This window comes from Streptomyces sp. NPDC029159, assembly GCF_055564055.1.
In genome coordinates this window covers 70,529-94,333 of the sequence record NZ_JBVHWT010000008.1, presented here as the reverse complement: position 1 = coordinate 94,333, position 23,805 = coordinate 70,529, and the positions used below count along the sequence as shown (strand labels likewise).

Genomic DNA, 23,805 nt, shown 5'->3' with positions numbered 1-23,805 from the left:
GCGTGTCAGGAGCGTGCCGCCGGCCGGGAGATGACGGTTGACCGGTGTGGCGGCATCCGCCGGCGTATGGGCGACGCCGGCAGCAGGGGAGGCGGCGGCTCCGTGCGGCGTGGTGGCACGCACGGAGCCGTCGGCCGCCCCGTCGGACTACTCCACGGTCACGGACTTGGCGAGGTTGCGCGGCTTGTCGATGTCGCGGCCGAGCGCCAGCGCCGTGTGGTGGGCGAGGAGCTGGAGCGGGATGCCCATCAGGATCGGGTCCAGCTCCGGCTCGTTCTTCGGCACCACGATCGTGTGGTCGGCCTTCTCCTGCTCCTGGTGGGCGACGGCGAGGATGCGGCCGCTGCGGGCCTTGATCTCCTCCAGCGCGGCGCGGTTCTTCTCCAGCAGGTCGTCGTCGGGCACGATCGCCACCGTCGGCATCGCCGGCTCGATGAGCGCCAGCGGGCCGTGCTTCAGCTCCGAGGCCGGGTACGCCTCGGCGTGGATGTACGAGACCTCCTTGAGCTTCAGGGACGCCTCGCGGGCCACCGGGTAGCCGCGCACCCGGCCGATGAACATCATCGACCTGGCGTCGGCGTAGAGCGCCGAGAGCCTCTTGATGTCCTCCTCGCCCTTGAGGATCTCGTCGATCTGGCCGGGCAGCTTCCGCAGCCCCTCGATGATCCGCTTGCCGTCCGCGACCGACAGGTCCCGGATCCGGCCCAGGTGCAGGGCGAGGAGGGCGAAGGAGACCACCATGTTGGTGAAGCACTTGGTGGAGACCACGCAGACCTCCGGGCCCGCGTGCACGTAGATGCCGCCGTCGGTCTCCCGGGCGATGGCCGAGCCGACGACGTTGACCAGGCCCAGCACCCGGGCGCCCTTGCGCTTCAGCTCCTGGACGGCGGCGAGCACGTCGTAGGTCTCACCGGACTGGGAGACGGCGACGTAGAGGGTGTCGGGGTCCACGACCGGGTTGCGGTAGCGGAACTCGGAGGCCGGTTCGGCGTCCGAGGGGATGCGGGCCAGCTCCTCGATCATCTGGGCGCCGATCTGACCGGCGTGGTACGAGGTGCCGCAGCCCAGGATCTTCACCCGGCGCACCGCGCGCGCCTCGCGGGCGTCGAGGTTGAGGCCGCCGAGGTGGACGGTGGCGAAGCGGTCGTCGATCCGGCCGCGCAGCGCCCGGTCCACCGCCTCCGCCTGCTCGGAGATCTCCTTGTGCATGTACGTGTCGTGACCGCCCAGGTCGTACGACTCGGCCGCGTACTCGACGGTCTCCGGCGTGGCCGTCGTGCGCGAGCCCTCGGTGGTGTACGTGCGGTAGTCGTCGGCCTTGAGGGTGGCCATCTCGCCGTCGTCGAGGGTGACGACCTGACGGGTGTGCGAGACGAGGGCGGCGACGTCGGAGGAGACGAACATCTCGTGCTCGCCGATGCCGAGGACGACCGGGGAGCCGTTGCGGGCGACGACGATGCGGTCGGGGAAGGCGGCGTGCAGCACCGCGATGCCGTAGGTGCCCTCGATGTGCCGCAGCGCCTCGCGGACCTTCCCCTCCAGCGTCTCGGCGGTGGAGCGGCCGACGAGGTGGGCGAGGACCTCGGTGTCGGTCTCGGAGACGAATTCCACGCCGTCGGCGGTGAGCTTGGCGCGCAGGTCGGAGGCGTTGTCGATGATGCCGTTGTGGACGACGGCGACCTCGCCGGTGGCGTCCGTGTGCGGGTGGGCGTTCTCGTCGGTCGGCGCGCCGTGGGTGGCCCAGCGGGTGTGGGCGATGCCCGTGGTGCCCTGGAAGCGCTTGGGCAGCCGGGACTCCAGCTCCCGCACCCGGCCCTTGGCCTTGGCGGTCTTCAGGCCGCCGGCGGACTTGCCGGACGCCTTGGCGTGGATGGCGATGCCCGCCGAGTCGTAGCCGCGGTACTCCAGTCGCTGCAGCCCTTCCAGCAGCAGCGGCGCGACATCGCGCTTACCGATGTATCCGACGATTCCGCACATGGGGTGAGCCTCCTGGGTGACGTGGGGACGGGCCGCGCGGCGCGCGCCGCGGGCGGTGCCGGTGCGCGACGGCCGCGCGGGTGATGACGTAGGAGCGGACAAACGGAACGGAAAGGTGGTGGGGCATGGGCGGCGGGGTGGCGCCGGTGGCCCGGCGGGTGTCTCCGACGGGTGCGGCGCGGTCAGCCGTAGACCATGCGGCGGAGCTGGCGGGCCGTGAGATCCGGTGGGGTCACGGCGCGGTGCGGCAGCTCCTGCCGGATGTGCTCGAAGATCGCGTCGTTGCGCAGCCCCTGGTGTTGCAGCTCGCGGTGGCGGCGGCGGACGAACGCCTCCGTCGTCTCGTCGAAGTACGCGAGCACGTCCAGCACCACCCGGGTGGCCTCACCGCGCTGCAGCGGTGTGCTGCGCACCAGGTGGTCCACCAGGTCGTCGTGGGGGGCGGGACGGGTGTCCACGCCGCGGGCAGGGGGTTCGAGCACGGGTCGATACTGCGGGGGAGCGGAGAGTTTCGCAAGGAACCTGCCCGATATCGGGCAAGGTCGTGGCGAAAGTGCCGGAGATTGGCCCATACCTTGACCTGGAAGGGGGCTCGCGGTACGCATGGTGACCGTTCGGTCGCTCCATGCCATGTTCGACATGCCATGCACGATGCTCGCCGAAGGGATCGTCGATGAGACGACGCAGACTCCTGAGTTCCCTGCTGCTGGTGACGGCCGCCGGAACGGTCACCGCAGCCGCCCCGCCGCCGGCCGCCCCGGCATCCGCCGCCACCCCGCTCGACCGGGTCGTCCCCGCCCCCGCCGCGGTGCACCCCGGCGGGGACCCGTACACGCTCGGCGACCGGACCACGATCCGGGTGCCGGGCGGGGGCGCCGAGGCCCGGCAGGTCGCCGGGTACCTCGCCGGGCTGCTCCGCCCCGCCACCGGCTTCGCGCTGCCCGTCACCACCCGCTCCGGGGCGGACGGCATCGTCCTGAAGCTCGGCGGGCGGGACACCGGCAAGCTCGGCGCCGAGGGATACCGGCTGGAGTCCGGGCCCCGCTCCGTCACCGTCCGCGCGGCCCGTCCCGCCGGGCTCTTCCACGGCGTCCAGACGCTGCGTCAGCTGCTGCCGCCGTCCGTCGAGCGCCGCACCGAGCAGCCCGGCGCCTGGCGGATCGCCGGCGGCACCGTCACCGACACCCCGCGCTACGGCTACCGCGCCGCCATGCTCGACGTCTCCCGGCACTTCTTCGGCGTCCAGCAGGTCAAGCGGTACATCGACCAGCTCGCCCTCTACAAGCTCAACACCCTCCATCTGCACCTCTCCGACGACCAGGGCTGGCGGATCGCCGTCGACTCCTGGCCCAAGCTCACCTCGCACGGCGGCAGCACCCAGGTCGGCGGCGGGCGCGGCGGCTTCTACACCAAGGCGGACTACCGCGAGATCGTGAAGTACGCCGCGAGCCGCTATCTGACCGTCGTCCCGGAGATCGACATGCCGGGCCACACCAACGCCGCGCTCTCCTCGTACGCCGAGCTGAACTGCGACGGCAAGGCGCCGCCGCTCTACACCGGCACCGACGTCGGCTTCAGCTCGCTGTGTGTGCCGAAGAAGGAGACGTACGACTTCGTCGACGACGTCGTGCGGGAGCTGGCCGCGATGACACCGGGCCGCTACCTCCACATCGGCGGCGACGAGGCGCACTCCACCAGCCATGACGACTACGTCGCCTTCATGGACAAGGTGCAGCCGGTCGTCGCGAAGTACGGCAAGACCGCCATCGGCTGGCACCAGCTGGCCGGAGCGCACCCGGCGAAGGGCGCCGTCGCGCAGTACTGGGGCTACGACGCGACCTCCGCCGGCGAGCGCAAGGAGGTCACCGACGCCGCCGCGCACGGCACCAAGCTGATCATCTCGCCCGCCGACCGCTCGTACCTCGACATGAAGTACGACAAGAACACCCCGCTGGGCCTGGCCTGGGCCGGATACGTCAGCGTGCAGCGCTCCTACGACTGGGACCCGGCCACCTATCTGCCGGGCGTACCCAAGGGCGGGGTGCTGGGGGTGGAGGCGCCGCTGTGGACGGAGACGCTGTCGACGCCCGCGCACCTGGAGTACATGGCCTTCCCCCGGCTGCCCGGCATCGCCGAACTGGGCTGGTCCCCGGCGGCCGGCCACGACTGGGCGCGCTACCGCACCCGGCTCGCCGCCCAGGGCCCGCGCTGGGACGCCATGGGCATCGGCTACTACCGCTCACCGGAGGTGCCCTGGCCGGGGCGGTCGTGAGGTGAGCTGAGGCAGGGGAGCGGGGGGGGGGGGGGGGGGGGGGGACCCCCCCCCCCCCCCCCCCCCCCCCCCCCGCTTCGCGTAGGCCGTCAGCCGACGCCCAGCTCCCGGGCGATCAGCATCCGCTGGACCTCGCTGGTCCCTTCGCCGATCTCCAGGATCTTGGAGTCCCGCCACATCCGCGCGACCGGGTACTCGTTCATGAAGCCGTAGCCGCCGTGGATCTGGGTGGCCTCGCGGGCGTTGGTGACCGCGATCTCCGAGGAGTACAGCTTCGCCAGCGCCGCCTCCTTCTTGAACCGCTCGCCGCGCACCATCCGGGAGGCCGCGTCCCGCCACGCCAGCCGGGCGGTGTACGCCCGCATCTCCATGTCGGCGAGCTTGAACTGGATCGCCTGGTTGCTGCCGATCGGCTTGCCGAACGCATGCCGCTCGCGGGCGTACTTCACCGACTCGTCGACACAGCCCTGCGCCAGGCCGGTGGCGAGCGCGGCGATGGCGATCCGGCCCTCGTCGAGGATGCGCAGGAACTGCGCGTAGCCGCGGCCCTCCTCGCCGACCAGGTTGGCCAGCGGCACCCGGACGTCGGTGAAGGACAGCTCGCGGGTGTCCGAGGCGTTCCAGCCGACCTTGGAGTACGGGGCGGCGACGGTGAAGCCGGGGGTGCCCGACGGGACGATGATCGAGGAGATCTCCGGGCGGCCGTCCGGCTTGCGGCCGGTGACGGCGGTGACGGTGACCAGACCGGTGATGTCCGTACCGGAGTTGGTGATGAAGCACTTGGAGCCGTTGATCACCCAGGAGTCGCCGTCGCGGACCGCGGTGGTGCGGGTGCCGCCCGCGTCGGAGCCGCCGTCCGGCTCGGTCAGCCCGAACGCGCCGAGCATCTCACCGGTGCACAGCTTGGGCAGCCACTGCTGCTTCTGCTCCTCCGTACCGAAGAGGTACAGCGGCATCGCGCCCAGCGACACCCCGGCCTCCAGGGTGATCGCCACCGAGGAGTCGACCCGCGCCAGCTCCTCCAGTGCGATGCCCAGCGCGAGGTAGTCGCCGCCCATCCCGCCGTACTCCTCGGGGAACGGCAGCCCGAACAGCCCCATCCGGCCCATCTCGCGGACTATCGGGTACGGGAAGGCGTGCTGCTCGTAGAACTCGCCGATCTGCGGGGCGACGACGTCGTGTGCGAACGCCTCGACCGTACGCCGGAGTTCTTCCAGCTCGTCGGGGAGACGGTGGTCCAGAGACATGAGGGTCACTCCTTGTGGGAGAGGGCGCGGACGGTGCGGGACGGGCTCGGCCGTCCGAGAGCTTCGGCCATCCACACGCTGGTGGCGGTGAGGGCGGTGAGGTCGACGCCGGTGTCGATGCCGAGGCCGTGCAGCATCCACACGAGGTCCTCGGTGGCGAGGTTGCCGGTGGCGGACTTCGCGTACGGGCAGCCGCCGAGGCCGCCCGCCGAGGCGTCCACGGTGGTGACGCCGTGCTCCAGCGCCGCCAGGGTGTTGGCCAGCGCCTGTCCGTAGGTGTCGTGGAAGTGCACACCGATCCGGTCGGTCGCCACGTCCGCGTCGTTCAGGGCGGTCAGCAGCGCCCGGACGTGGCCGGGGGTGGCGACGCCGATGGTGTCGCCCAGGCTGAGTTCGTCGCACCCCATGTCGAGCAGCGCCCGGCAGACCCGCACCACCTGCGGAAGCGGCACCGGGCCCTCCCACGGGTCCCCGAAGCACATCGACAGATAGCCGCGGACCCGCGCCCCGGCCTCCTTCGACCGCGCCACGACCGGCGCGAACATCGCCAGCGCTCCGTCGACGGTGCGGTTGAGATTGGCCTTGGCGAACGACTCGGTGGCGCTGGCGAAGACCGCGACCGACCGGGCCCCGAGCGCCAGCGCCCGGTCGAGCCCGCGGTCGTTGGGGACCAGCACCGGCAGCATCGCCGCGTCCAGGTCGCCGAGCCTGCCGAACAGCTCCTCGGCGTCGGCGAGCTGCGGCACCCAGCGCGGGTGGACGAAGCTGGTCGCCTCGACGACGGGCAGTCCGGCGTCGGCCAGGCGGTGCACGAACTCCGCCTTGACCTCGGTCGGTACCACCGTCTTCTCGTTCTGCAGGCCGTCGCGGGCGCCGACCTCGTGGATGCGTACGCGCGCGGGCAGCCCCTGCGCGGGCACGGTCATGGGCAGTCCGGGTGCGGTCATGACGCCTGCTCCTCCTCGCTGCCGGCCGGGGTCTCGTGCGGGTCGACCACGGCCAGCACCTGGTCCATGGCGACGGTCGCGCCGGGCGCGGCGTCCAGCGCGGTGACGGTCCCGGCGTGCGGGGCGGCGATGACGTGCTCCATCTTCATCGCCTCCACCACCAGCAGCCCCTGGCCCGCCTGCACCTCCTCGCCGACGGCGACCTTGACGACGGTGACGGTGCCGGGCATCGGGGCGGTCAGCGCATCGGCGCCGTGCCCGCCGGCCGCGCCGAGCAGCGCCGCCGCCACCGGGTCGTGGTCGGTGACGTGCCAGGAGTCGCCGTCGCGGCCCAGCCAGTCGCCCGCGCGGTGGAAGGTGTGCACCACACCGTCGACGGTGACCCGCACGGTGTCCGCCGTCACCTCGGCGCCGCCCGTGCCGGGCGCCACGTCCCGGGCGACCGGCTCAAGACCGGGCAGCTTGAGCCAGTGCCGCACCGGCGCCGCCTCGCCGCCCAGCCGGAAGCCGCTCGGTACGCCGAACGGGTCGCACCAGCCGCCGTCCGCCGCCGGCTCCAGCGCCGCCTGCCGGACCGCCGCGGCCGCCGCGTACACCTCGTCCGGCACCCCGTCCGGCAGCAGCGCGGCGGCCTCCCGCTCGACCAGCCCGGTGTCCAGCTCGCCGGACACCACGTCCGGGTGGGCCAGCAGCCGCCGCAGGAACCCGGCGTTGGTGGTCACGCCCAGGGTGACGGTCTCCGCGAGCGCGGCCCGCAGGGTGCGCAGCGCCGCCGCCCGGTCCGGGCCGTACGCGATGACCTTGGAGAGCATCGGGTCGTACCGGCTGCCGACCTCCGCGTCCTGGAGGAGGCCGGAGTCGGTGCGGACCGCGCCGCCCTGGGGTTCGCGCAGCAGGTGGACGGTGCCGCCGGTGGGCAGGAAGTCGCGGGCCGGGTCCTCGGCGCAGATCCGGGCCTCGACGGCGTGCCCGGTGAAGCCGATGTCGTCCTGGGTGAAGGGGAATTCCTCGCCCGCGGCGATGCGCAGCTGCCAGGCGACGAGGTCGAGGCCGCGCTCTCCGCGGATGCTCACGGTCAGCTCGGTGACCGGGTGCTCGACCTGGAGGCGGGTGTTCATCTCCATGAAGTAGTGGGCCGAGGGGTCCTTGCCGGGGACGATGAACTCGACGGTCCCGGCGCCGCGGTAGCCGCAGGAGCGGGCCGCGCGGACCGCCGCCTCGCCCATCGCGGCGCGGGTCGCCTCGTCCAGCAGCACCGACGGCGCCTCCTCGATCACCTTCTGGTGGCGCCGCTGGAGGGAGCACTCGCGCTCGCCGAGGTGGACGACGTTGCCGTGGCCGTCGGCGAGGATCTGGATCTCGATGTGCCGGGGCCGGTCGATCCACCGCTCGACGAGGAGCGTGTCGTCCCCGAAGGAGCTGCGGGCCTCGCGGCGGGCGGCGGCGATCTCCTCGTCGAGCAGCGCGGCGTCCCGCACCAGCCGCATGCCCTTGCCGCCGCCGCCCGCCGACGGCTTGAGCAGGACGGGCATGCCGATCTCGCGGGCGGCGGCGGCCAGTTCGGTGTCGGTCAGACCGCTGCCGGAGGAGCCGGGGACGACCGGCACCCCGGCCGCGCGGACCGTCTCCTTGGCGCGGATCTTGTCGCCCATCAGCTCGATGGCGGCGGCGGACGGGCCGAGGAAGACCAGCCCGGCGTCCGCGCAGGCGGCGGCGAACGCGGCGTTCTCGGCGAGGAAGCCGTAGCCGGGGTGGACGGCCTGCGCGCCGGTGCGGGCCGCCGCGTCCAGCAGCCGCTTGGCCGACAGGTAGCTCTCGGCGGCGGGCGCGGGCCCGATCCGTACGGCGGTGTCGGCCTCCCGCACGTGCCGGGCGCCGGCGTCCGCGTCGCTGAAGACGGCGACGGAGCGGATGCCGAGGGCGCGCAGGGTGCGGATGACGCGGACCGCGATCTCGCCGCGGTTGGCGACCAGCACGGTGTCGAACATGGTGGTGGGCATGGCCTTCGAAGTCCCTCTCGTGTGCGGCACGTCGCTCACATCCGGAAGACGCCGTAGCCGGGCGCCGCGGCGTCCCGGGCGGGCAGCGGGGCGTTGGCGCAGGCGGTCAGCGCCAGGCCCAGCACCTGGCGGGTCTCCAGCGGGTCGATGACGCCGTCGTCCCACAGCCGGGCGCTCGCGTAGTAGGCGTTGCCCTGGGTCTCGTACTGCGCGCGGATCGGGTCCTTGAAGGCGTCCTCGGCCTCGGCGCTCCACTCCTCGCCGCGCGCCTCCAGCTGATCGCGCTTGACGGTCGCGAGGACGGAGGCGGCCTGCTCGCCGCCCATCACCGAGATCTTGGCGTTCGGCCACATCCACAGGAAGCGCGGCGAGTACGCCCGCCCGCACATCGAGTAGTTCCCGGCGCCGTACGAGCCGCCGATGACGACGGTCAGCTTGGGCACCCGGGTGCAGGCGACGGCGGTGACCATCTTGGCGCCGTGCTTGGCGATGCCCCCGGCCTCGTACTGCCGCCCGACCATGAAGCCGGAGATGTTCTGGAGGAAGACCAGCGGGATGCCGCGCTGGTCGCACAGCTCGATGAAGTGGGCGCCCTTCTGGGCGGACTCGGAGAACAGGATGCCGTTGTTGGCGACGATCCCGACCGGGTGCCCGTGCAGCCGCGCGAAGCCGGTGACCAGCGTCTGGCCGTACTCCGCCTTGAACTCCGCGAACCGCGAACCGTCGACGAGCCGGGCGATGACCTCGCGCACGTCGTAGGGCGTCCGGGAGTCGGTGGGCACCATGCCGTACAGCCCGGCCGGGTCGGCCTTCGGCTCCTCGACCGGCCGTACCTGCCAGGGCAGCGGCGGGCGCTCGCCGAGCGTGCCGACGAGGGTGCGGACGATCCGCAGCGCGTGCGCGTCGTCCTCGGCGAGATGGTCGGTGACGCCGGAGGTCTTGGCGTGCACCTCGCCGCCGCCCAGCTCCTCGGCGGTGACCACCTCACCGGTGGCGGCCTTCACCAGCGGCGGGCCGCCGAGGAAGATCGTGCCCTGGTTCCGCACGATCACCGCCTCGTCGCTCATCGCCGGGACGTAGGCGCCGCCGGCGGTGCAGGAGCCGAGGACCGCGGCGATCTGCGGGATCCCGGCGCCGGACATCCGCGCCTGGTTGTAGAAGATCCGCCCGAAGTGCTCGCGGTCGGGGAAGACCTCGTCCTGCATCGGCAGGAACGCGCCGCCGGAGTCGACGAGGTACAGGCACGGCAGCCGGTTCTCCAGCGCGATCTCCTGCGCCCGCAGATGCTTCTTGACCGTCATCGGGTAGTACGTGCCGCCCTTGACGGTGGCGTCGTTGGCGACGATCAGTGTCTCGCGGCCGGAGACCCGGCCGATCCCGGCGATCACCCCGGCGGCCGGTGCGGCGCCGTCGTACATCCCGTCGGCGGCCAGCGGTGCGATCTCCAGGAACGGCGAGCCCGCATCCAGCAGGGCGTCGACCCGCTCCCGGGGCAGCAGCTTGCCGCGGGCGGTGTGCCGGGCCCGGGCGCGCTCGCCGCCGCCCAGCCGGGCCGCCGCCAGCTTCTCCCGCAGCTCGGCGGTGAGGGCGCGGTGCGCGGCCTCGTTGGCCCGCCAGGAGTCGGACGCCGGGTCGGCGGCGCTCCCCAGCACCGGTGCCTGCTCCATCAGTACGCGCTCCCTTGCTCGGTCGCCGCGGACCGTCCGCCGGGGCGGAGGCGCGGTTAATAGCCGTTAACGTCGCTCCGTTCAGGTTAACGACCACTAACCCTCACTGTCTACAATTGCGTCCATGAGCAACGCGCCCGCCCCCGCCCCGACCAGCCGCCGCGAGCAGATCCTCAAGGAGGCGGCCCGGCTCTTCGCCGAGCGCGGCTTCCACGGCGTCGGCGTCGACGAGATAGGGGCCGCGGTCGGCATCTCCGGTCCCGGGCTCTACCGCCACTTCGCGGGCAAGGACGCGATGCTCGCCGAACTGCTGGTCGGCATCAGCGAGCGGCTGCTCGACGGCGGCCGGATGCGGATCGCCGAGGGCGGCGAGAGCCCCGAGGCGGTGCTGGACGCGCTGATCGACGGCCATATCGACTTCGCGCTGGACGACCGCCCGCTGATCACCGTCCACGACCGGGAGCTGGACCGGCTGCGCGAGGCCGACCGCAAGCGGGTGCGGCGCCTCCAGCGCGAGTACGTCGAACTGTGGGTGACGGTCGTCCGCGAGGTGCACCCGGAGCCGTCCGAGGCGGAGGCGCGCGCCGCCGTGCACGCGGTCTTCGGCCTCCTCAACTCCACCCCGCACCTGGGCCGCCCCGGCGCGCTGCCGGGCCGCACCGAGATGGCCGGATTGCTGCGGCGGCTGGCGCTCGGGGCGTTCGGCGCGATGGCGGACGGCGCCCGCCCCGCCGGGGCCCCGTCCGCCGGGTGAGCGGTCCCTGGACAGGGTGTGGACCGGCCGGTAGCTTTCGCTGAGCAAGCGCTTAGGTAGCGATCCGGAGGAGGCGGCCGTGCGTCGCACAGTGTTCAACGAGGACCACGAGGCGTTCCGCGAGACCATCCGCGCCTTCATCGAGGCCGAGGTCGTACCGGTCTACGACGAGTGGATCGAGGCCGGAGCCGCCCCCCGCGACTTCTACCGCAAGCTGGGTGAGCTGGGCGTCTTCGGGATCGAGGTGCCCGAGGAGTACGGCGGCGCCGGGGAGACCAGCTTCAAGTTCCACGCCGTGATCACCGAGGAGTGCGCCCGCGCCGGCGTCAGCTTCGGCGGCTCCAGCGTTCACACCGCGCTCTGCCTGCCCTACCTCCTCGCGTACGCCACCGAGGAGCAGAAGCAGCGCTGGCTGCCGCCGTTCGTCTCCGGCGACATGATGACGGCCATCGCCATGACCGAGCCCGGCACCGGCTCCGATCTCGCCGGGATGAAGACCACCGCCAAGCTCTCCGCCGACGGCAGCCACTACGTCCTCAACGGCGCCAAGACCTTCATCACCGGCGGCGTCCTCGCCGACCGCGTCATCGTCTGCGCCCGCACCGCGCCCCCGTCGCCCGAGGACCGCCGCGCCGGGATCACCCTCCTCGTCGTCGACACCACCTCCGAGGGCTACGCCGTCGGCCGCAAGCTCGACAAGCTCGGCCTGAAGACCTCCGACACCGCCGAACTCTCCTTCACCGACGTCAAGGTGCCCGTCACCGACCGCCTCGGCGAGGAGGGCAAAGCCTTCTCCTACCTCGGCCAGAACCTCCCGCAGGAGCGCCTGGGCATCGCCGTCGGCGCCTACGCCCAGGCCGCGGCGGCGGTGCGGTTCGCCAAGGAGTACGTGCAGCAGCGCGAGGTCTTCGGCAAGTCCGTCGCCTCCTTCCAGAACACCAAGTTCGTCCTCGCCGACTGCAAGTCCGAGGTCGACGCGATGGAGGCGGTCGTCGACCGCGCCCTCGACGCGCACGACGCCGGGGAGCTGACCGCCGCCGACGCCGCCTCCGCCAAGCTCTTCACCACCGAGCGCGCCGCCGTCGTCATCGACAAGTGCCTCCAGCTGCACGGCGGTTACGGCTACATGCAGGAGTACCCGATCTCCCGCCTCTACGCCGACACCCGCGTCAGCCGCATCTACGGCGGCACCAGCGAGGTCATGCGCTCCATCATCGCCAAGTCGATGGGCCTGTGACCGCGGCACCTCCTCCGCACCGCTGAGACGGCGTACGGACCCGGCGCCCGGCCCCCCGGGTACCGGGTCCGTACGCCGTACCGCACCCGACCGAAAGCGCCGTATGCCGTGACCGACGCCCTCAAGGATCTGCTCGTCCTGCTCGACCTGGAGCGGATCGAGCAGGACATCTTCCGTGGCGCCAGCCGGGATTCGCTGGTCCCCCGCGTCTTCGGCGGGCAGGTCGCCGCCCAGGCGCTGGTCGCGGCGGGCCGCACCGTCCCCGCCGACCGGCCTCCGCACTCCCTGCACGCCTACTTCCTGCGGCCCGGCGACCCCGGCGCACCGATCGTCTACACCGTCGACCGGATCCGCGACGGCCGCTCCTTCACCACCCGCCGGGTCGTCGCCGTCCAGCACGGCCGGCCGATCTTCCACCTCACGGCCTCCTTCCAGGCGTACGAGGAGGGCCTGGAGCACCAGGAGCCGATGCCGAAGGCGCCCGACCCGCTGTCGCTGCCGACCGCTGCCGAGACGCTGCCCCGCCACGCCGGGCACTTCGCCGACCCGGACGTCACCCGGCGGCTGCTGCGCGCCCGCGCCGCCATCGACCTGCGCTACGTCGACGCGCCCCCGTACGCGACACCGGGGGAGCCGCGCGAACCCCGCTCCCAGGTGTGGTTCCGCACCAACGGATCGCTGGACCAGCTGCCGGTCGCCACCGGCTCCGCCGCCCCCGCCGACGACGCCCCGACGGCCCGCCCGCTGCTCGACATCTGCCTGGTCACCTATGTCTCCGACATGACCCTGCTGGACTCGGTGCTGCTCGCGCACGGCCGGGGCGGCTGGGCGGTCGGCGACGTGGTCGGCGCCAGCCTGGACCACGCCATGTGGTTCCACCGCCCGCCACGCGCCGACGACTGGCTCCTCTACGACCAGGAGTCGCCCACCGCCCAGGGCGGCCGCGGCCTGGGCCGGGGCCGGATCTTCACCGCCGACGGACAGCTGGTGGTCTCCGTCGTCCAGGAGGGCGTGATCCGGGCACCCCGCGGATGACGGTTGCCCGGGCCGGTGTCGCCGCCCGCCCCGGCGCTGCTCAGAGCAGTCCGGCGGCCTTGAGGAGGTAGGCGGTCAGCGGGTCGTAATGGCGCGGGCTGCGCACATGGTCGTCCAGCGGGACGGTGACCCGCAGCGTGCCCTCGGCCTCGGCGAGGAAGAGCGCCGGATCGTTGCAGTCGGCGAAGCCCACCGCGTCGATCCCGCGCTGCGCGGCGCATCCGGCCCAGCCGTGGTCGGCCATCACCAGATCGGGCAGCGGGCGGCCGGCCCGCTCCAGCCCGTCCAGGACCGCGGCCATCGGCGCGGGGGAGTGGGTGTGCCAGAGCGTCGCCCCGCGCTCCAACATCGCCACCTCGCCGAACTGGAACACCATGCCGTCGTCGGCCTGGAGCCCGTCCGGCACCACGACGATCTCGCAGCCCTTGGCCCGCAGCGCCTCCGCGGTGGCCCGGTGCACGTCCAGCAGCCCGCCCGGGTGCCCGGTGGCGAACAGCACCCGCTGCCGGCCCGCGGCCGCCTTGTGCAGCAGCGCCGCCGCACGGTCCAGCGCGTCCACCGTCAGCTCGGGGTCGATGGTGTCCTGCCCGCTGCGGTGGTGCGGATCGTCGCTCACCCCGCACCGCTCCGCCATCACGGCGAGTACGTCCTGCTCATCCGTCCACCGGTCGCCCAGCTCCAGGCCGAACCAGTAGTGGCGGTCTCCGTTGGCGAGGCGGCGGTAGTGGGAGAGGTTGTTCTCCCGGGGCGTGGCGACGTCACCGGCGATCCGGGTCCGTACGAGATGGTCGACGAGCTCGGCACGGGTGAGGACGGCGTCCACGGTGGGTATCGGCATGGCGCCATTGTGCCCGCCGCGGCCGGCCCGGGCGGGGAGTCCGGGGTTCCGGGGCCCGCGGGGGCGCGTCAGGCGGTGTGCTCCGTGACGAAGCCGGCGATGGCGTCCTGCATCTGCGTCAGGCCCGGCTCTTCGAGCGGGTAGTGACCGGCCCCGTCGAGCAGGACGGTGTCGACCGGGACCCGTGTGATGCGGGACAGCAGCGGCGTGCTCAGGTGGAGCGGGCTCCAGCGGTCCTCGGCGGGCTGGGTCAGCAGCACCGGGCAGGCGTCGAACCGCTCCGGCTCGACGGCGGGGGCGTGGTGCAGATAGCGGTCGAGGAAGCGGACGCTGACCCGGTTCGCGGCCGAGGTGCGGTCCTTCATGAAGACCTTCATCGCCGCCGGATCGTTGGCCAGCGCCGACATCTTCCCGGCCAGGCTCATCGGGTACCGCACCGCGGCGGCCGGGGTCCTCGCGAGCAGGCCCATGAGCGGACCGCCCATCCGCGCGGTCAGCGGATCGTGCGCGGTCTCGTCGCGTACCCGCTGGTCACGCTGGTCGAGGAAGGTCATCCCGACGATGCCGCGCAGCGTGCCGCGGGGCGCCTTCGCGGCGACGTGGTAGGTGAGCATGCCGCCCGCGCTCAGCCCGTAGAGCACGATCGGACGGTCGTCCCGGGACTGCTCGAAGGCGAGGAAGTCCACGACGAGATCGACCCAGTCGTCGTACGACGGCGTGGACCTGGGCCGCACCCGGGTGAGGCCGTATCCGAGGTTGTCCAGGGCGACGGTCTCGAAGCCACGGGCGGCGAGCGGGGCGCCGAGGATCAGCGACATCTGGCGGCCGTTGGTGCCCACCCCGTGGTGCAGCACGACCTTGGCCTTCGCGGCGGGGTTGCGGTAGCGGTCGAGGTGGACGCGGTGCCCGTGCCAGTCCCAGAACTCCTCCTCGGGCGCGGTCGCATCGGTCAGCCGCAGCCGCTCGGGCAGGAACTGCTGGAGGTCGCGCCAGGCCCGCTGGTCGCGGTAGGTGGCGGGGAGGGGGTGGCTCATGCGGGTGCCTTTCGCGGGTGGCCTGGCGGTGCTCAGGCCGGGGAGGGGGAGGGGGCACCGAGCGCCCCGCGGGTGATCAGCCGTACGCCGGTGTGCAGTTCACGGCGGACGGCGTCGGGGTCGCGCAGGTCGTCCTCCAGCCCCCGGGTGAAGGTGAGCAGCACGGTGGCCGCCTGTTCCAGCGCGCCCCGGACGACCTTGACGGTCGCCTCCTCCTTGCTCCCGACGTACTTGTAGACCGTCGGGCGCGACATCTGCGCCTCTCCGACGATGTCGGAGACCGAGGTGCGCCGGTATCCGTTGCGGCAGAAGCAGCGGTAGGCGGCGTCCAGGACGAGCTGGGAGGAGGGAACCTTTGGCATGGCTACGCATTTAACAGCGGGGTGGAAACGTGTAAAGCGGTGTGGGCAGGAGCGTGGTGGCGTGCGTGGGGGCGTGTTCGGCGCGGCTGCCTTGTGCGGCGTGTGGCTCGGTCCGGTTTGCCTCGTGCGGCGCGTGGCTCGGTCCGCTGTCCTGGTGGGGTACGTGGCCCGGTCCGGCCGTCCGGTGCGGGTTTCCCGGGTGCCCCGGCGCTCGCGGTCCGGCCCGCTGTCAGGCGGCCGGCGGTCGGCGGCTGGCGGCTGGCCGTTCCGTCGAACGCTCTCCGGCCGACTCACGCAAATGTCCATCCCCAGGGGCTGCGGCGCTCCCTACCCTCACCCTCATGACCACCGCATCCGCCGCCCCGTCCGGCCCCGTCGGCCCCACCGACTCCTCCCGCGTCCCGCGCTACGCCGGGCCCGCGACCTTCGCCCGTCTGCCCCGCCTCGACCAGGTCTCCGCCGCCGATGTCGCGGTGGTCGGGGTGCCCTTCGACACCGGCGTCTCGTACCGGCCCGGCGCCCGCTTCGGCGGCAACGCGATCCGGGAGGCGTCGCGGCTGCTGCGCCCGTACAACCCGGCGCAGGACGCCTCCCCCTTCGCGCTGGCGCAGGTCGCGGACGCCGGTGACATCGCCGCCAACCCGTTCCACATCAACGAGGCGGTCGAGACGATCGAGGCGGGCGCCGACGATCTGCTCTCCACCGGAGCCCGTCTGATGACGCTCGGCGGCGACCACACCATCGCCCTGCCGCTGCTCCGCTCCGTCGCGAAGAAGCACGGCCCGGTCGCGCTGCTCCACTTCGACGCGCACCTCGACACCTGGGACACCTACTTCGGCGCCGAGTACACCCACGGCACGCCGTTCCGCCGTGCCGTCGAGGAGGGCATCCTCGACACCTCCGCCCTCTCCCACGTCGGCACCCGCGGCCCGCTCTACGGCAAGCAGGACCTCACCGACGACGAGAAGATGGGCTTCGGCATCGTCACCTCCGCCGACGTGATGCGGCGCGGCGTCGACGAGATCGCCGACCAGCTCCGCCAGCGCATCGGCGACCGCCCGCTCTACATCTCCATCGACATCGACGTCCTGGACCCGGCGCACGCCCCGGGCACCGGCACCCCCGAGGCCGGCGGCCTCACCAGCCGCGAACTCCTGGAGATCCTGCGCGGCCTGGCCTCCTGCCATCTCGTCTCCGCCGACCTGGTCGAGGTCGCCCCGGCCTACGACCACGCGGAGATCACGTCGGTGGCCGCCTCCCACACGGCGTACGAACTCACCACGATCATGGCCCGGCAGATCGCGGCGTCCCGCGGCTGACACGGCGGCGACAGAGCCGGCGGGCGGCGACCTTCGGGGGTCGCCGCCCGCTTCCGTGTGTCCGCGGCGGCGCGCCCCGTGCCTGGTGGGCCCGTGCGTGGTGGGCCCCGGCCCGTGCGGCGGCCGCCTGCGGCTCGGCTTTCGGCGCTCTCGAACCGGCGGTTCCGCAGACCGCGTTCGGCCGCCGCGGGGCTGCCCCCCCGGGCCTTACGCCGAGGTGGGGCGCCCGGTGGTACGCGGTGACCGCGACCGGCGGGCCGGGCGGGATATCCGGGGCGCGGGGGCCGGGGGAGCCGGGGCCGGTGCCGGGGCGGCCGTGCCGCCGATGCGGCCCTGGAGCAGCCGGGACAGCGAGGCATGGACGTCGTCGACCGTGCGGTGGGGCTGGAAGGACTGCCAGTCGAGGGCGGCCACCAGGACCATGCCGATCAGGGCGGACGAGGTGAGCGGGACGTCGATCTCCTCGCTCAGCTCACCGGCGTCGACCGCCTCCCGCAGGACGGATTCGACGACGGCCATCGCCCGGCCGCGCACCGACCGCAGGGTGGCGCGCCAGCTGCGATTGGTGCGCCACAGCTCGGCGACGTACAGCTGGGTGAGCGAGGGGGCGCCGGCGATGAACTCCAGCCCGGCGCGGATCATCGCGTCCACGGCGTCGATATGGGTGCCGCCGCGCGCCGTCACCTCGTCGGCGGCCCGGCGAAGGGAGACGGCGAGCAGCTCGATGCCGTCCCGCAGCAACTCCTCGAAGAGGACGTTCTTGCTGGTGAAGTTGTAATAGACGGTGCCCTTCGCGACACCGGCGCGCTCGGCGATCTCGTCCACCGTGGTGGCGGAGAAACCCTGCTCGGCGATGAGCGTGACGGCGGCTTCGAAGAGCTTGCGGCGGGTGCTCTCCCGCCGGGCGGCCCGGGAACCCGCCGCGGGGGCGGTGCCGTCGACGGCACCGCCCCTACGGCCTGTGGAGGGGATGGTCACAGGCTGAGTTCCGGATGGAGGTCCTTCATCCGGACGACCTGCCGGCCCCGCGCGGTCAGCGCGGTCAGCGCCAGCGAGGCGACGGTGAAGACCGCCAGCACGATGCTGCCCTGCGTGACGATCGAGAGGTCGCCGCCGGTGATCAGACGACGCAGACCGTCGACGACGTAGCTCATCGGCAGGAACGGGTGGATCGCCGCGAAGAAACCGGGGCTGGTCTGCACCGGGTAGGTGCCGCCCGCCGAGGTCAGCTGGAGCATCAGGATGACCAGGGTGAGCACCCGTCCCGCCGGTCCGAAGACCGCGCTCAGCAGCTGGATCAGGGCGGTGAAGCACGCCGTCGCCAGCAGCAGATAACCGATCGTGGCGGTCGCCCGGGCCATCTCCAGGCCGAGGCCCCAGTGGAGCACGGCCATCAGCGCCAGCACCTGGACCACGCCGATGGCGAAGGCCGGGAGCCAGGCGCCGAGGGCTATCCGCCAGCCCGGCGCACCGGCGGCGAGCGCCCGCTTGCCCAGCGGCTGGAGCAGCATGAAGGCGACCATCGCGCCGACCCACAGGGACAGCGGGATGAAGTACGGGGCGAGGCCCGTGCCGTAGTTGGGCGCCTTGTGCATCGACTTGGCGGCCAGCTCGACCGGGTCGGCCATGACCTCGGTCCGCGTGTCGCGCTCGTTCTTGTCGTAGTCCGGGATCTTGGCGACGCCGCTGTTCAGGCCGCTGGCCAGCTGGTTGGAGCCGTCCTTCAGCTTGTAGAGGCCGCCGTTGAGCGAGATCGCGCCGTCCTTGAGCTTGCCCAGGCCGCCCGCCAGCTGGTCGGTGCCGTTCTTGGCGTCACCGATGCCGTTGTGGACCTGGCCCGCGCCGTCGGCGAGGTCGCCCGCGCCGTTGGCCAGCTTGCCGCTGCCGTCGGCGATCTTGGCGCTGCCGTCGGAGAGCGCGCCCAGTCCGGTGGCGAACCGGTCGGCACCGTCGGCCACCTTGTGCGCACCGGCGTTCAGCTTGTTGATCTGCGCGAGCTGGCCGTCGGCGTTCTTCGCGATCTCCGGCACCTGCTCGGCGACCATCACCGCGCCCTGGTGGATCTCACGCAGCTTGGCGCGCTGGGCACCGAGGTCGAGGCTGGAGAGGCCCCCGTTGACCTTCTCTGCCGAGTCCGCCGTGGCGGCGGTCTTGGAAGCGACATCCTTGAGGTCTGCGCACGCCGCGCCGGAGGTCCCGGAGGTGCACTGCTCGCGGTAGACCGAGTCCGCCTTGTCGGCCGACTCCCGCGCCTCGGTCACGTTGGTCTCGGCCGCCCCCAGGACGCGGTCGAGCTTCTCGGTGAGGTCGGCGACGAACTGCGCCCCCCTGGCGATCTCCTCGCTGTGCTTCTTGAGGTAGGGGAGGTCCTTCTTGGCGAGCCCGTTGAACTTCGTGGCGAGCTGCTCGGTGCCGTCGGCGACCTGACCGGCGCCCTTGCTCAGCTCCTGGGCCTTGGTCTGCGCCTGGCCGATGCCGGAGTGCAGGTCCGAGGCGCCCTTGCCGAGCTGCCCGGCCTTGTCGTGCAGGGTGTCCGCGCCGTCGCTGACCTTGCCCGCGCCCTCGTTGAGCTGGCCGAGGCCGCCCGACAGCTTGCCGGTGTTCTCCTCGGCGCTGCCGAGCCCGTCGGCAAGCTTGCCCGCGCCCTCCTTGGCGTCGTGCAGACCGTCGTCCAGCTTCCCGGCGCCGTCGGCGGCCTTCTGCGTCTGGTCGTGGAGGTCGGAGAAGGAGACGAAGATCTTGTCGAGGAACTGCCGCGACGACTTCGCCGACGTCTTCGCCCGGATCTCCGAGAACACCGTCTTGGAGATCGAGCCGACGATGTAGTTGTTGGCGTCGTTCGTACGGACCTGGAGCGCGCCGGTCTGCGGGGAGTCGCCGCCGCTGGACGCGATCCGCTCGCTGAAGTTCGAGGGGATGGTCAGCGACAGGTAGTACCTGCCGTCCTCCAGACCCTTCGCCGCCTCACCGGAGCCGACTTCCTGCCAGTCGAACGTGTCGCTGTCGCGGACGCTCTTGACGAGCTGGGAGCCGGCGTCGAGGTGCTTGCCGTCGGCCGTGGCGCCCTTGTCGTCGTTGACGAGAGCGACCGGGATCTTGTCCAGCCGGCTGTAGGGGTCCCAGAAGGAACAGAGGTAGAGCGCTCCGTAGAGCAGGGGGATCAGCGTGAGGGCGATGATGCCGAGCCGGGGGAGCTTGCCCCGGCCGAAGCGCCTCAGCTCAAGCGCGGCCAGTTTCGGCGAACGCATGCGCTGTTTCCTCCTCGTGGGTGTCGGCCGGGCCCTGCGGGCCGGCGGTGGTCGTGGCATCGGTGGTGCGCGGCGCGGCCGCGGCACCGGAGTCCGTACGGACTATCAGCGCGTCCTCGGGGGCGTCGCCGGCGACCGCCACGACGGTGGTGCCCGCCGCCGACAGCTCGCGCAACAGCCCCCAGATCTGTTCCCGTTCCTCCGCGGAGAGCTTGAGGTCGACGTCGTCGACGGCGAGCAGATGCGGGGCGTGCAGCATGCCGAGCGCCAGGGACAGCCGCAGCGCCTCCAGGCGTTCGAGGTCGCGGACGGCGGTGTTCAGTCCCTTCGGCAGGGTCTCGGGGTCCAGGCCCACGGCCGCCAGCGCGGCCTCGATCCGGGCCCGGCGCTCTTCCCGGTGACGGCGGCCCCAGGAGAGCCCGCCGAGCGGGGAGCCCTTCAGGCGGCGGATCAACAGGGCCTGTTCCTTGAGGTGTTCGCCGACGGTGAGGGCCGGCTCCAGGTCGGCGATGCCCGGTACGTGGGCGACCGCCGTCCGGCCGCGCACCGCGCCCATCCGCTTCGGCAGCGGGAAGCCCGCGACCGTGGCCTGGCCCTCGGTGAGCCGCATCCGGCCGGTGAGGGCGAGCAGGAGGCAGGTACGGCCGGAGCCCGAGGGGCCCTGCAGCGCGATCAGTGCGCCCGGCTCCGCGGAGATGTCGACACCTCTGAAGGCCCATCCGCGCGGTCCTTTGACGCCGATCCCCTTGGCGATGACCGCCGCCCCTTGACGGGTGGTGTCCACTGCCCCTCCTTTGATCTGACTGGTCAGTCTAAAAGTTTGCCGCATCGATCGCCGCTTGACCAATCGGCGCACTGCCAAATGCCCGATTTCGGTGCGCTCGGCGGCGCTACGTGCTTAAGGTCACCCCTGACGTCGCAAGGACGCCGCGATTTCCCCCAGGAAGCGGCCCGCGCCGGGCAGTTGCGGATCCGGGCCGCACACGGACGACGGAGAGCGATGAATCAGACGGCACGGCATCCGGCGTATCCACCATCTCCCGAGCGCCACCGGACGGCCCGCCCGGCCGCCCGCCCCCGCAGGCTGCTCGCACCGCTCGTCGCGGCGGCCCTCCTCGCGGGCTCGGCCCCCGCCTCGGCCGCGGCCCAGCCCCTCGCCGCCGCCCCCTCGGCCCCCGCCCCCGACCGGGGCGGCCCGTGCGGCAACGGCTCCGGCTGGACGGCGACTTCGACCCGTATCGACCCCGAGGACAGCCACCACGCCTACGTCGGCAACGGCTACCTCGGCCAGCGCATCCCGCCCCACGGCACCGGATATGCCGCCCCCGGCGGCACCACCGGCTGGCCGCTGAAGACCCCGGCCTACGACGGCTCGTTCGTCTCCGGGCTCTACGCCAAGGGTCCCGCGAACGTCGAGGGACGCCAGGCCATCGCGGCGATCCCGACCTGGACGACGCTCGACGTGACCGCCGGCCAACCGGGCGCCGAGACCTACTCCTCCGCCACCCCAGCCGCCCGTATCTCCCACTACCGCCAGACCCTCGACCTGCGCTGCGGCTTCGTCCGCACCTCCTTGACCTGGACCGCCGCCGACGGCCGCGCCACCGACCTCGTCTACGACGTCCTCGCCGACCGGACCGACGCCCACATCGGCGCCGTACGCCTGCGGATGACGCCGCACTGGAGCGGCGCGGCGACCGTCACCGATGTGCTCGACGGGCGTGGCGCCCGCCGGATGAAGGCCACCGGGGGCGCCTCCGCCGACGGCACCATGGACGTCGCCTTCCGCACCGACGGCACGGACACCGACGGCGCCGTCGCCTCGACGCTGCGCCCCGGACCGGGGATCCACGGTCGGCCGGAACGGCGCCCCGCCCGCGCCTCCGGGCTGACCAACCGGCAGCACGTCACCTTCCCCGTCCGCAGCGGCCACGGCTACGAGCTGACCAAATATCTCGGCGTCGACACCGCCCTGACCTCCCGTTCGCCCCGCGCCGCCGCCCGCGCCGCCTCGCTGCGGGCCGCCGGGCGCGGCTGGCCGTCGCTCTTCGCCCGGCACACCGCCGCCTGGCGCTCCCTGTGGCGCAGCGACATCGAGGTGGCCGGGCGGCCCGAGCTGCAGTCCTGGATCCGCTCGGCGCAGTACGGACTGCTCTCCGCCACTCGCGCCGGGAACCGCAACAGCATCGGCCCCACCGGCCTGACCAGCGACAACTACGCGGGCGAGGTCTTCTGGGACGCCGAGACCTGGATGTACCCGGGCCTGCTGGCGAGCCACCCCGCGCTCGCCAGATCGATCGTCGACTACCGCTACCGGACCCGTGCGGGAGCCCGCGCCAACGCCCGCAAGCTCGGCTACGACGGGCTGTTCTACTCCTGGACCAGCGGCAGCAAGGGCGACCTGTGGACCGAATGCCACAGCTGGGACCCGCCGCACTGCCGCACCCAGAACCACCTCATGGGCGACATCTCCCTCGCCACCTGGCAGTACTACCTCGCCACCAAGGACACCGCCTGGCTGCGCTCGCGCGGCTGGCCCGTGCTCAAGGGCATCGCGGAGTTCTGGGCCTCCCGCGCCACCCGCAACGCCGACGGCCGCTACTCCGTCAAGAACGTCGCCGGGCCCGACGAGTACAGCAACGGCGTCGACGACGGCGTCTTCACCAACGCGGGCGCCGCCACCGCACTGCGGCACGCCCTGCGCGTCGCCGCCGTCCTCGGCGAACCGGCCCCCGCCGCCTGGCGGACCGTCGCCGACAAGCTGCGCATCCCCTACGACACGGAGAACAAGGTCTTCGCGCAGTACGCCGGATACCGGGGCACCACCATCAAGCAGGCCGACACGGTGCTGCTGATGTACCCCCTGGAATGGCCGATGACGACGGAACAGGCGGCGGACACGCTCGACTACTACGCGGCCCGCACCGACCCGGACGGCCCGGCGATGACCGACTCCGTCCACGCCATCGACGCCGCCGCCCTCGGCGAACCCGGCTGCGCCGCCTACACCTACCTCCTGCGCTCCATCAAACCGTTCGTCCGCGGGCCGTTCGCGCAGTTCTCCGAGGCACGCGGCGACAAGGCGGGGGCCGAGGACCCGCTCGCCGGACAGCCCGCCCAGGACTTCCTCACCGGCAAGGGCGGCTTCCTGCAGACCTTCACCCACGGCCTGACCGGCCTGCGGCTGCGGGAGAACGCCGTGCACCTCGACCCGACGCTGCCGCCGCAGCTCTCCCGCGGCGTCACCCTGCGCGGTCTGCGCTGGCAGGGCCGGACGTACGACGTGGAGATCGGCGCGCACCGCACCCGCGTCCGGCTGACCGCGGGTACGCCCCTGCCGGTCGAGACCCCGCAGGGCGTCGAGACGGCCCGCACGGGCCGGCCCGTCGTCCTCACCACCCGGCGCCCCGACCTCACCCCCACGGACAACGCCGCGCGCTGCACCCCCGCGAAGGCGACGTCCGAGGAGCCCGGGATGTACGCGGGAGCCGCCGTGGACGGCAACGCCACCACCGCGTGGGTGCCCGACGCCGCCGACGGCACGCTCACCGTCGACCTCGGCCGCACCGTGACCGTCGGGCAGATCACCCCGCACTGGAACGCGACGAAGCCGGTCTCCTACGTCGTGCAGGTCTCGCGGGACGGCCGCCACTGGACCGGCACCGGATACGCGGGCCGCACCCCGGCGCGGTACGTCCGCGTCACGGTCCACGGAGATCCGCGGCCCAACCCCGACGGCACGCCGAAGAAGCGCCCGGGGATCGCCGAACTGACGGTGGACGGAGCCACCGGCACGGGCGGCGCCGGGAACTGATCCGCACCGCCACCGATGCACCCTGCGGCGGCCGGGCCGCACCCCTGCGCCCGG

Annotated in this window: 18 protein-coding genes; 6 read left to right on the top strand and 12 right to left on the bottom strand. The window is 72.8% G+C overall.

Features of this window, described 5'->3' with window-relative positions; genetic code table 11:
* Window positions 1-147: 147 nt before the first annotated feature.
* Both glmS and ACZ4U4_RS17670 read right to left on the bottom strand, forming a co-directional pair.
* Window positions 148-1,977: a glutamine--fructose-6-phosphate transaminase (isomerizing) gene (glmS, locus tag ACZ4U4_RS17675; protein ID WP_467874759.1), complete on the bottom strand. Its 1,830-nt coding sequence runs from the start codon at window positions 1,975-1,977 to the stop codon at window positions 148-150.
* A gap of 182 nt (window positions 1,978-2,159) precedes the next feature.
* Complete coding sequence (locus tag ACZ4U4_RS17670) at window positions 2,160-2,459, bottom strand: hypothetical protein (RefSeq protein WP_467874756.1); 300 nt, start codon at window positions 2,457-2,459, stop codon at window positions 2,160-2,162.
* A gap of 191 nt (window positions 2,460-2,650) precedes the next feature.
* Here ACZ4U4_RS17670 and ACZ4U4_RS17665 point away from each other — a divergent pair, with 191 nt between their 5' ends.
* Window positions 2,651-4,249, top strand: coding sequence for a beta-N-acetylhexosaminidase (locus tag ACZ4U4_RS17665; RefSeq protein ID WP_467874753.1), 1,599 nt, complete (start codon window positions 2,651-2,653; stop codon window positions 4,247-4,249).
* An 89-nt stretch (window positions 4,250-4,338) separates the two neighbouring features.
* On the opposite strand, the gene ACZ4U4_RS17660 is transcribed toward ACZ4U4_RS17665, so the two are convergent.
* From ACZ4U4_RS17660 to ACZ4U4_RS17645, 4 genes are read right to left on the bottom strand one after another with little or no spacing between them, the layout of a single operon-like run.
* The gene (locus ACZ4U4_RS17660) at window positions 4,339-5,496 is read right to left on the bottom strand and encodes an acyl-CoA dehydrogenase family protein (protein ID WP_467874751.1); all 1,158 of its coding nucleotides are present in this window, start codon (window positions 5,494-5,496) and stop codon (window positions 4,339-4,341) included.
* A 5-nt stretch (window positions 5,497-5,501) separates the two neighbouring features.
* Window positions 5,502-6,443, bottom strand: a complete 942-nt coding sequence (locus tag ACZ4U4_RS17655; RefSeq protein WP_467874749.1) for a hydroxymethylglutaryl-CoA lyase — start codon at window positions 6,441-6,443, stop codon at window positions 5,502-5,504.
* Window positions 6,440-8,443, bottom strand: coding sequence for an acetyl/propionyl/methylcrotonyl-CoA carboxylase subunit alpha (locus ACZ4U4_RS17650; RefSeq protein ID WP_467874747.1), 2,004 nt, complete (start codon window positions 8,441-8,443; stop codon window positions 6,440-6,442). The genes ACZ4U4_RS17655 and ACZ4U4_RS17650 overlap by 4 nt, the downstream gene beginning before the upstream one ends.
* A gap of 35 nt (window positions 8,444-8,478) precedes the next feature.
* Window positions 8,479-10,110 (bottom strand): carboxyl transferase domain-containing protein, encoded by a 1,632-nt coding sequence (locus ACZ4U4_RS17645; protein ID WP_467874744.1) that lies wholly within the window; start codon window positions 10,108-10,110, stop codon window positions 8,479-8,481.
* Between the two features lie 124 nt (window positions 10,111-10,234).
* Between ACZ4U4_RS17645 and ACZ4U4_RS17640 the strand changes: the two genes are divergently transcribed.
* The 3 genes from ACZ4U4_RS17640 to ACZ4U4_RS17630 all read left to right on the top strand — a co-directional run bounded on the left by ACZ4U4_RS17640 (window position 10,235) and on the right by ACZ4U4_RS17630 (window position 13,136).
* Window positions 10,235-10,864, top strand: coding sequence for an SACE_7040 family transcriptional regulator (locus ACZ4U4_RS17640; RefSeq protein ID WP_467874741.1), 630 nt, complete (start codon window positions 10,235-10,237; stop codon window positions 10,862-10,864).
* Window positions 10,865-10,943: 79 nt separating this feature from the next.
* On the top strand, window positions 10,944-12,101 hold the full coding sequence (locus ACZ4U4_RS17635; protein WP_467874738.1) for an acyl-CoA dehydrogenase family protein: 1,158 nt from the start codon (window positions 10,944-10,946) through the stop codon (window positions 12,099-12,101).
* A gap of 108 nt (window positions 12,102-12,209) precedes the next feature.
* Entirely contained in the window at window positions 12,210-13,136 is a 927-nt protein-coding gene (locus ACZ4U4_RS17630) for an acyl-CoA thioesterase (protein WP_467874736.1), read from the top strand.
* Between the two features lie 40 nt (window positions 13,137-13,176).
* Here ACZ4U4_RS17630 and ACZ4U4_RS17625 read toward each other — a convergent pair whose 3' ends face one another.
* From ACZ4U4_RS17625 to ACZ4U4_RS17615, 3 genes are all read right to left on the bottom strand, one after another.
* Window positions 13,177-13,974, bottom strand: a complete 798-nt coding sequence (locus ACZ4U4_RS17625; protein WP_467874733.1) for a phosphatase — start codon at window positions 13,972-13,974, stop codon at window positions 13,177-13,179.
* Window positions 13,975-14,042: 68 nt separating this feature from the next.
* Window positions 14,043-15,008 (bottom strand): alpha/beta hydrolase, encoded by a 966-nt coding sequence (locus ACZ4U4_RS17620; RefSeq protein WP_467874731.1) that lies wholly within the window; start codon window positions 15,006-15,008, stop codon window positions 14,043-14,045.
* 32 nt (window positions 15,009-15,040) lie between these two features.
* On the bottom strand, window positions 15,041-15,370 hold the full coding sequence (locus ACZ4U4_RS17615; RefSeq protein ID WP_467874729.1) for a TetR/AcrR family transcriptional regulator: 330 nt from the start codon (window positions 15,368-15,370) through the stop codon (window positions 15,041-15,043).
* Window positions 15,371-15,711: 341 nt separating this feature from the next.
* Between ACZ4U4_RS17615 and speB the strand changes: the two genes are divergently transcribed.
* Complete coding sequence (speB, locus tag ACZ4U4_RS17610) at window positions 15,712-16,689, top strand: agmatinase (RefSeq protein ID WP_467874726.1); 978 nt, start codon at window positions 15,712-15,714, stop codon at window positions 16,687-16,689.
* Window positions 16,690-16,896: 207 nt separating this feature from the next.
* On the opposite strand, the gene ACZ4U4_RS17605 is transcribed toward speB, so the two are convergent.
* The 3 genes from ACZ4U4_RS17605 to ACZ4U4_RS17595 are packed head-to-tail and all read right to left on the bottom strand — an operon-like array spanning window position 16,897 to window position 20,721.
* Window positions 16,897-17,661, bottom strand: a complete 765-nt coding sequence (locus tag ACZ4U4_RS17605) for a TetR/AcrR family transcriptional regulator (protein ID WP_467875203.1) — start codon at window positions 17,659-17,661, stop codon at window positions 16,897-16,899.
* Between the two features lie 2 nt (window positions 17,662-17,663).
* Complete coding sequence (locus ACZ4U4_RS17600) at window positions 17,664-19,937, bottom strand: YhgE/Pip family protein (RefSeq protein ID WP_467874724.1); 2,274 nt, start codon at window positions 19,935-19,937, stop codon at window positions 17,664-17,666.
* Complete coding sequence (locus ACZ4U4_RS17595) at window positions 19,909-20,721, bottom strand: ATP-binding cassette domain-containing protein (RefSeq protein ID WP_467874721.1); 813 nt, start codon at window positions 20,719-20,721, stop codon at window positions 19,909-19,911. Before ACZ4U4_RS17595 ends, ACZ4U4_RS17600 begins: the two co-directional genes overlap by 29 nt.
* Window positions 20,722-20,937: 216 nt before the next feature.
* On the opposite strand from ACZ4U4_RS17595, the gene ACZ4U4_RS17590 reads away from it, so the two are divergent.
* The gene (locus ACZ4U4_RS17590; RefSeq protein WP_467874718.1) at window positions 20,938-23,751 is read left to right on the top strand and encodes a discoidin domain-containing protein; all 2,814 of its coding nucleotides are present in this window, start codon (window positions 20,938-20,940) and stop codon (window positions 23,749-23,751) included.
* Window positions 23,752-23,805: the final 54 nt, after the last annotated feature.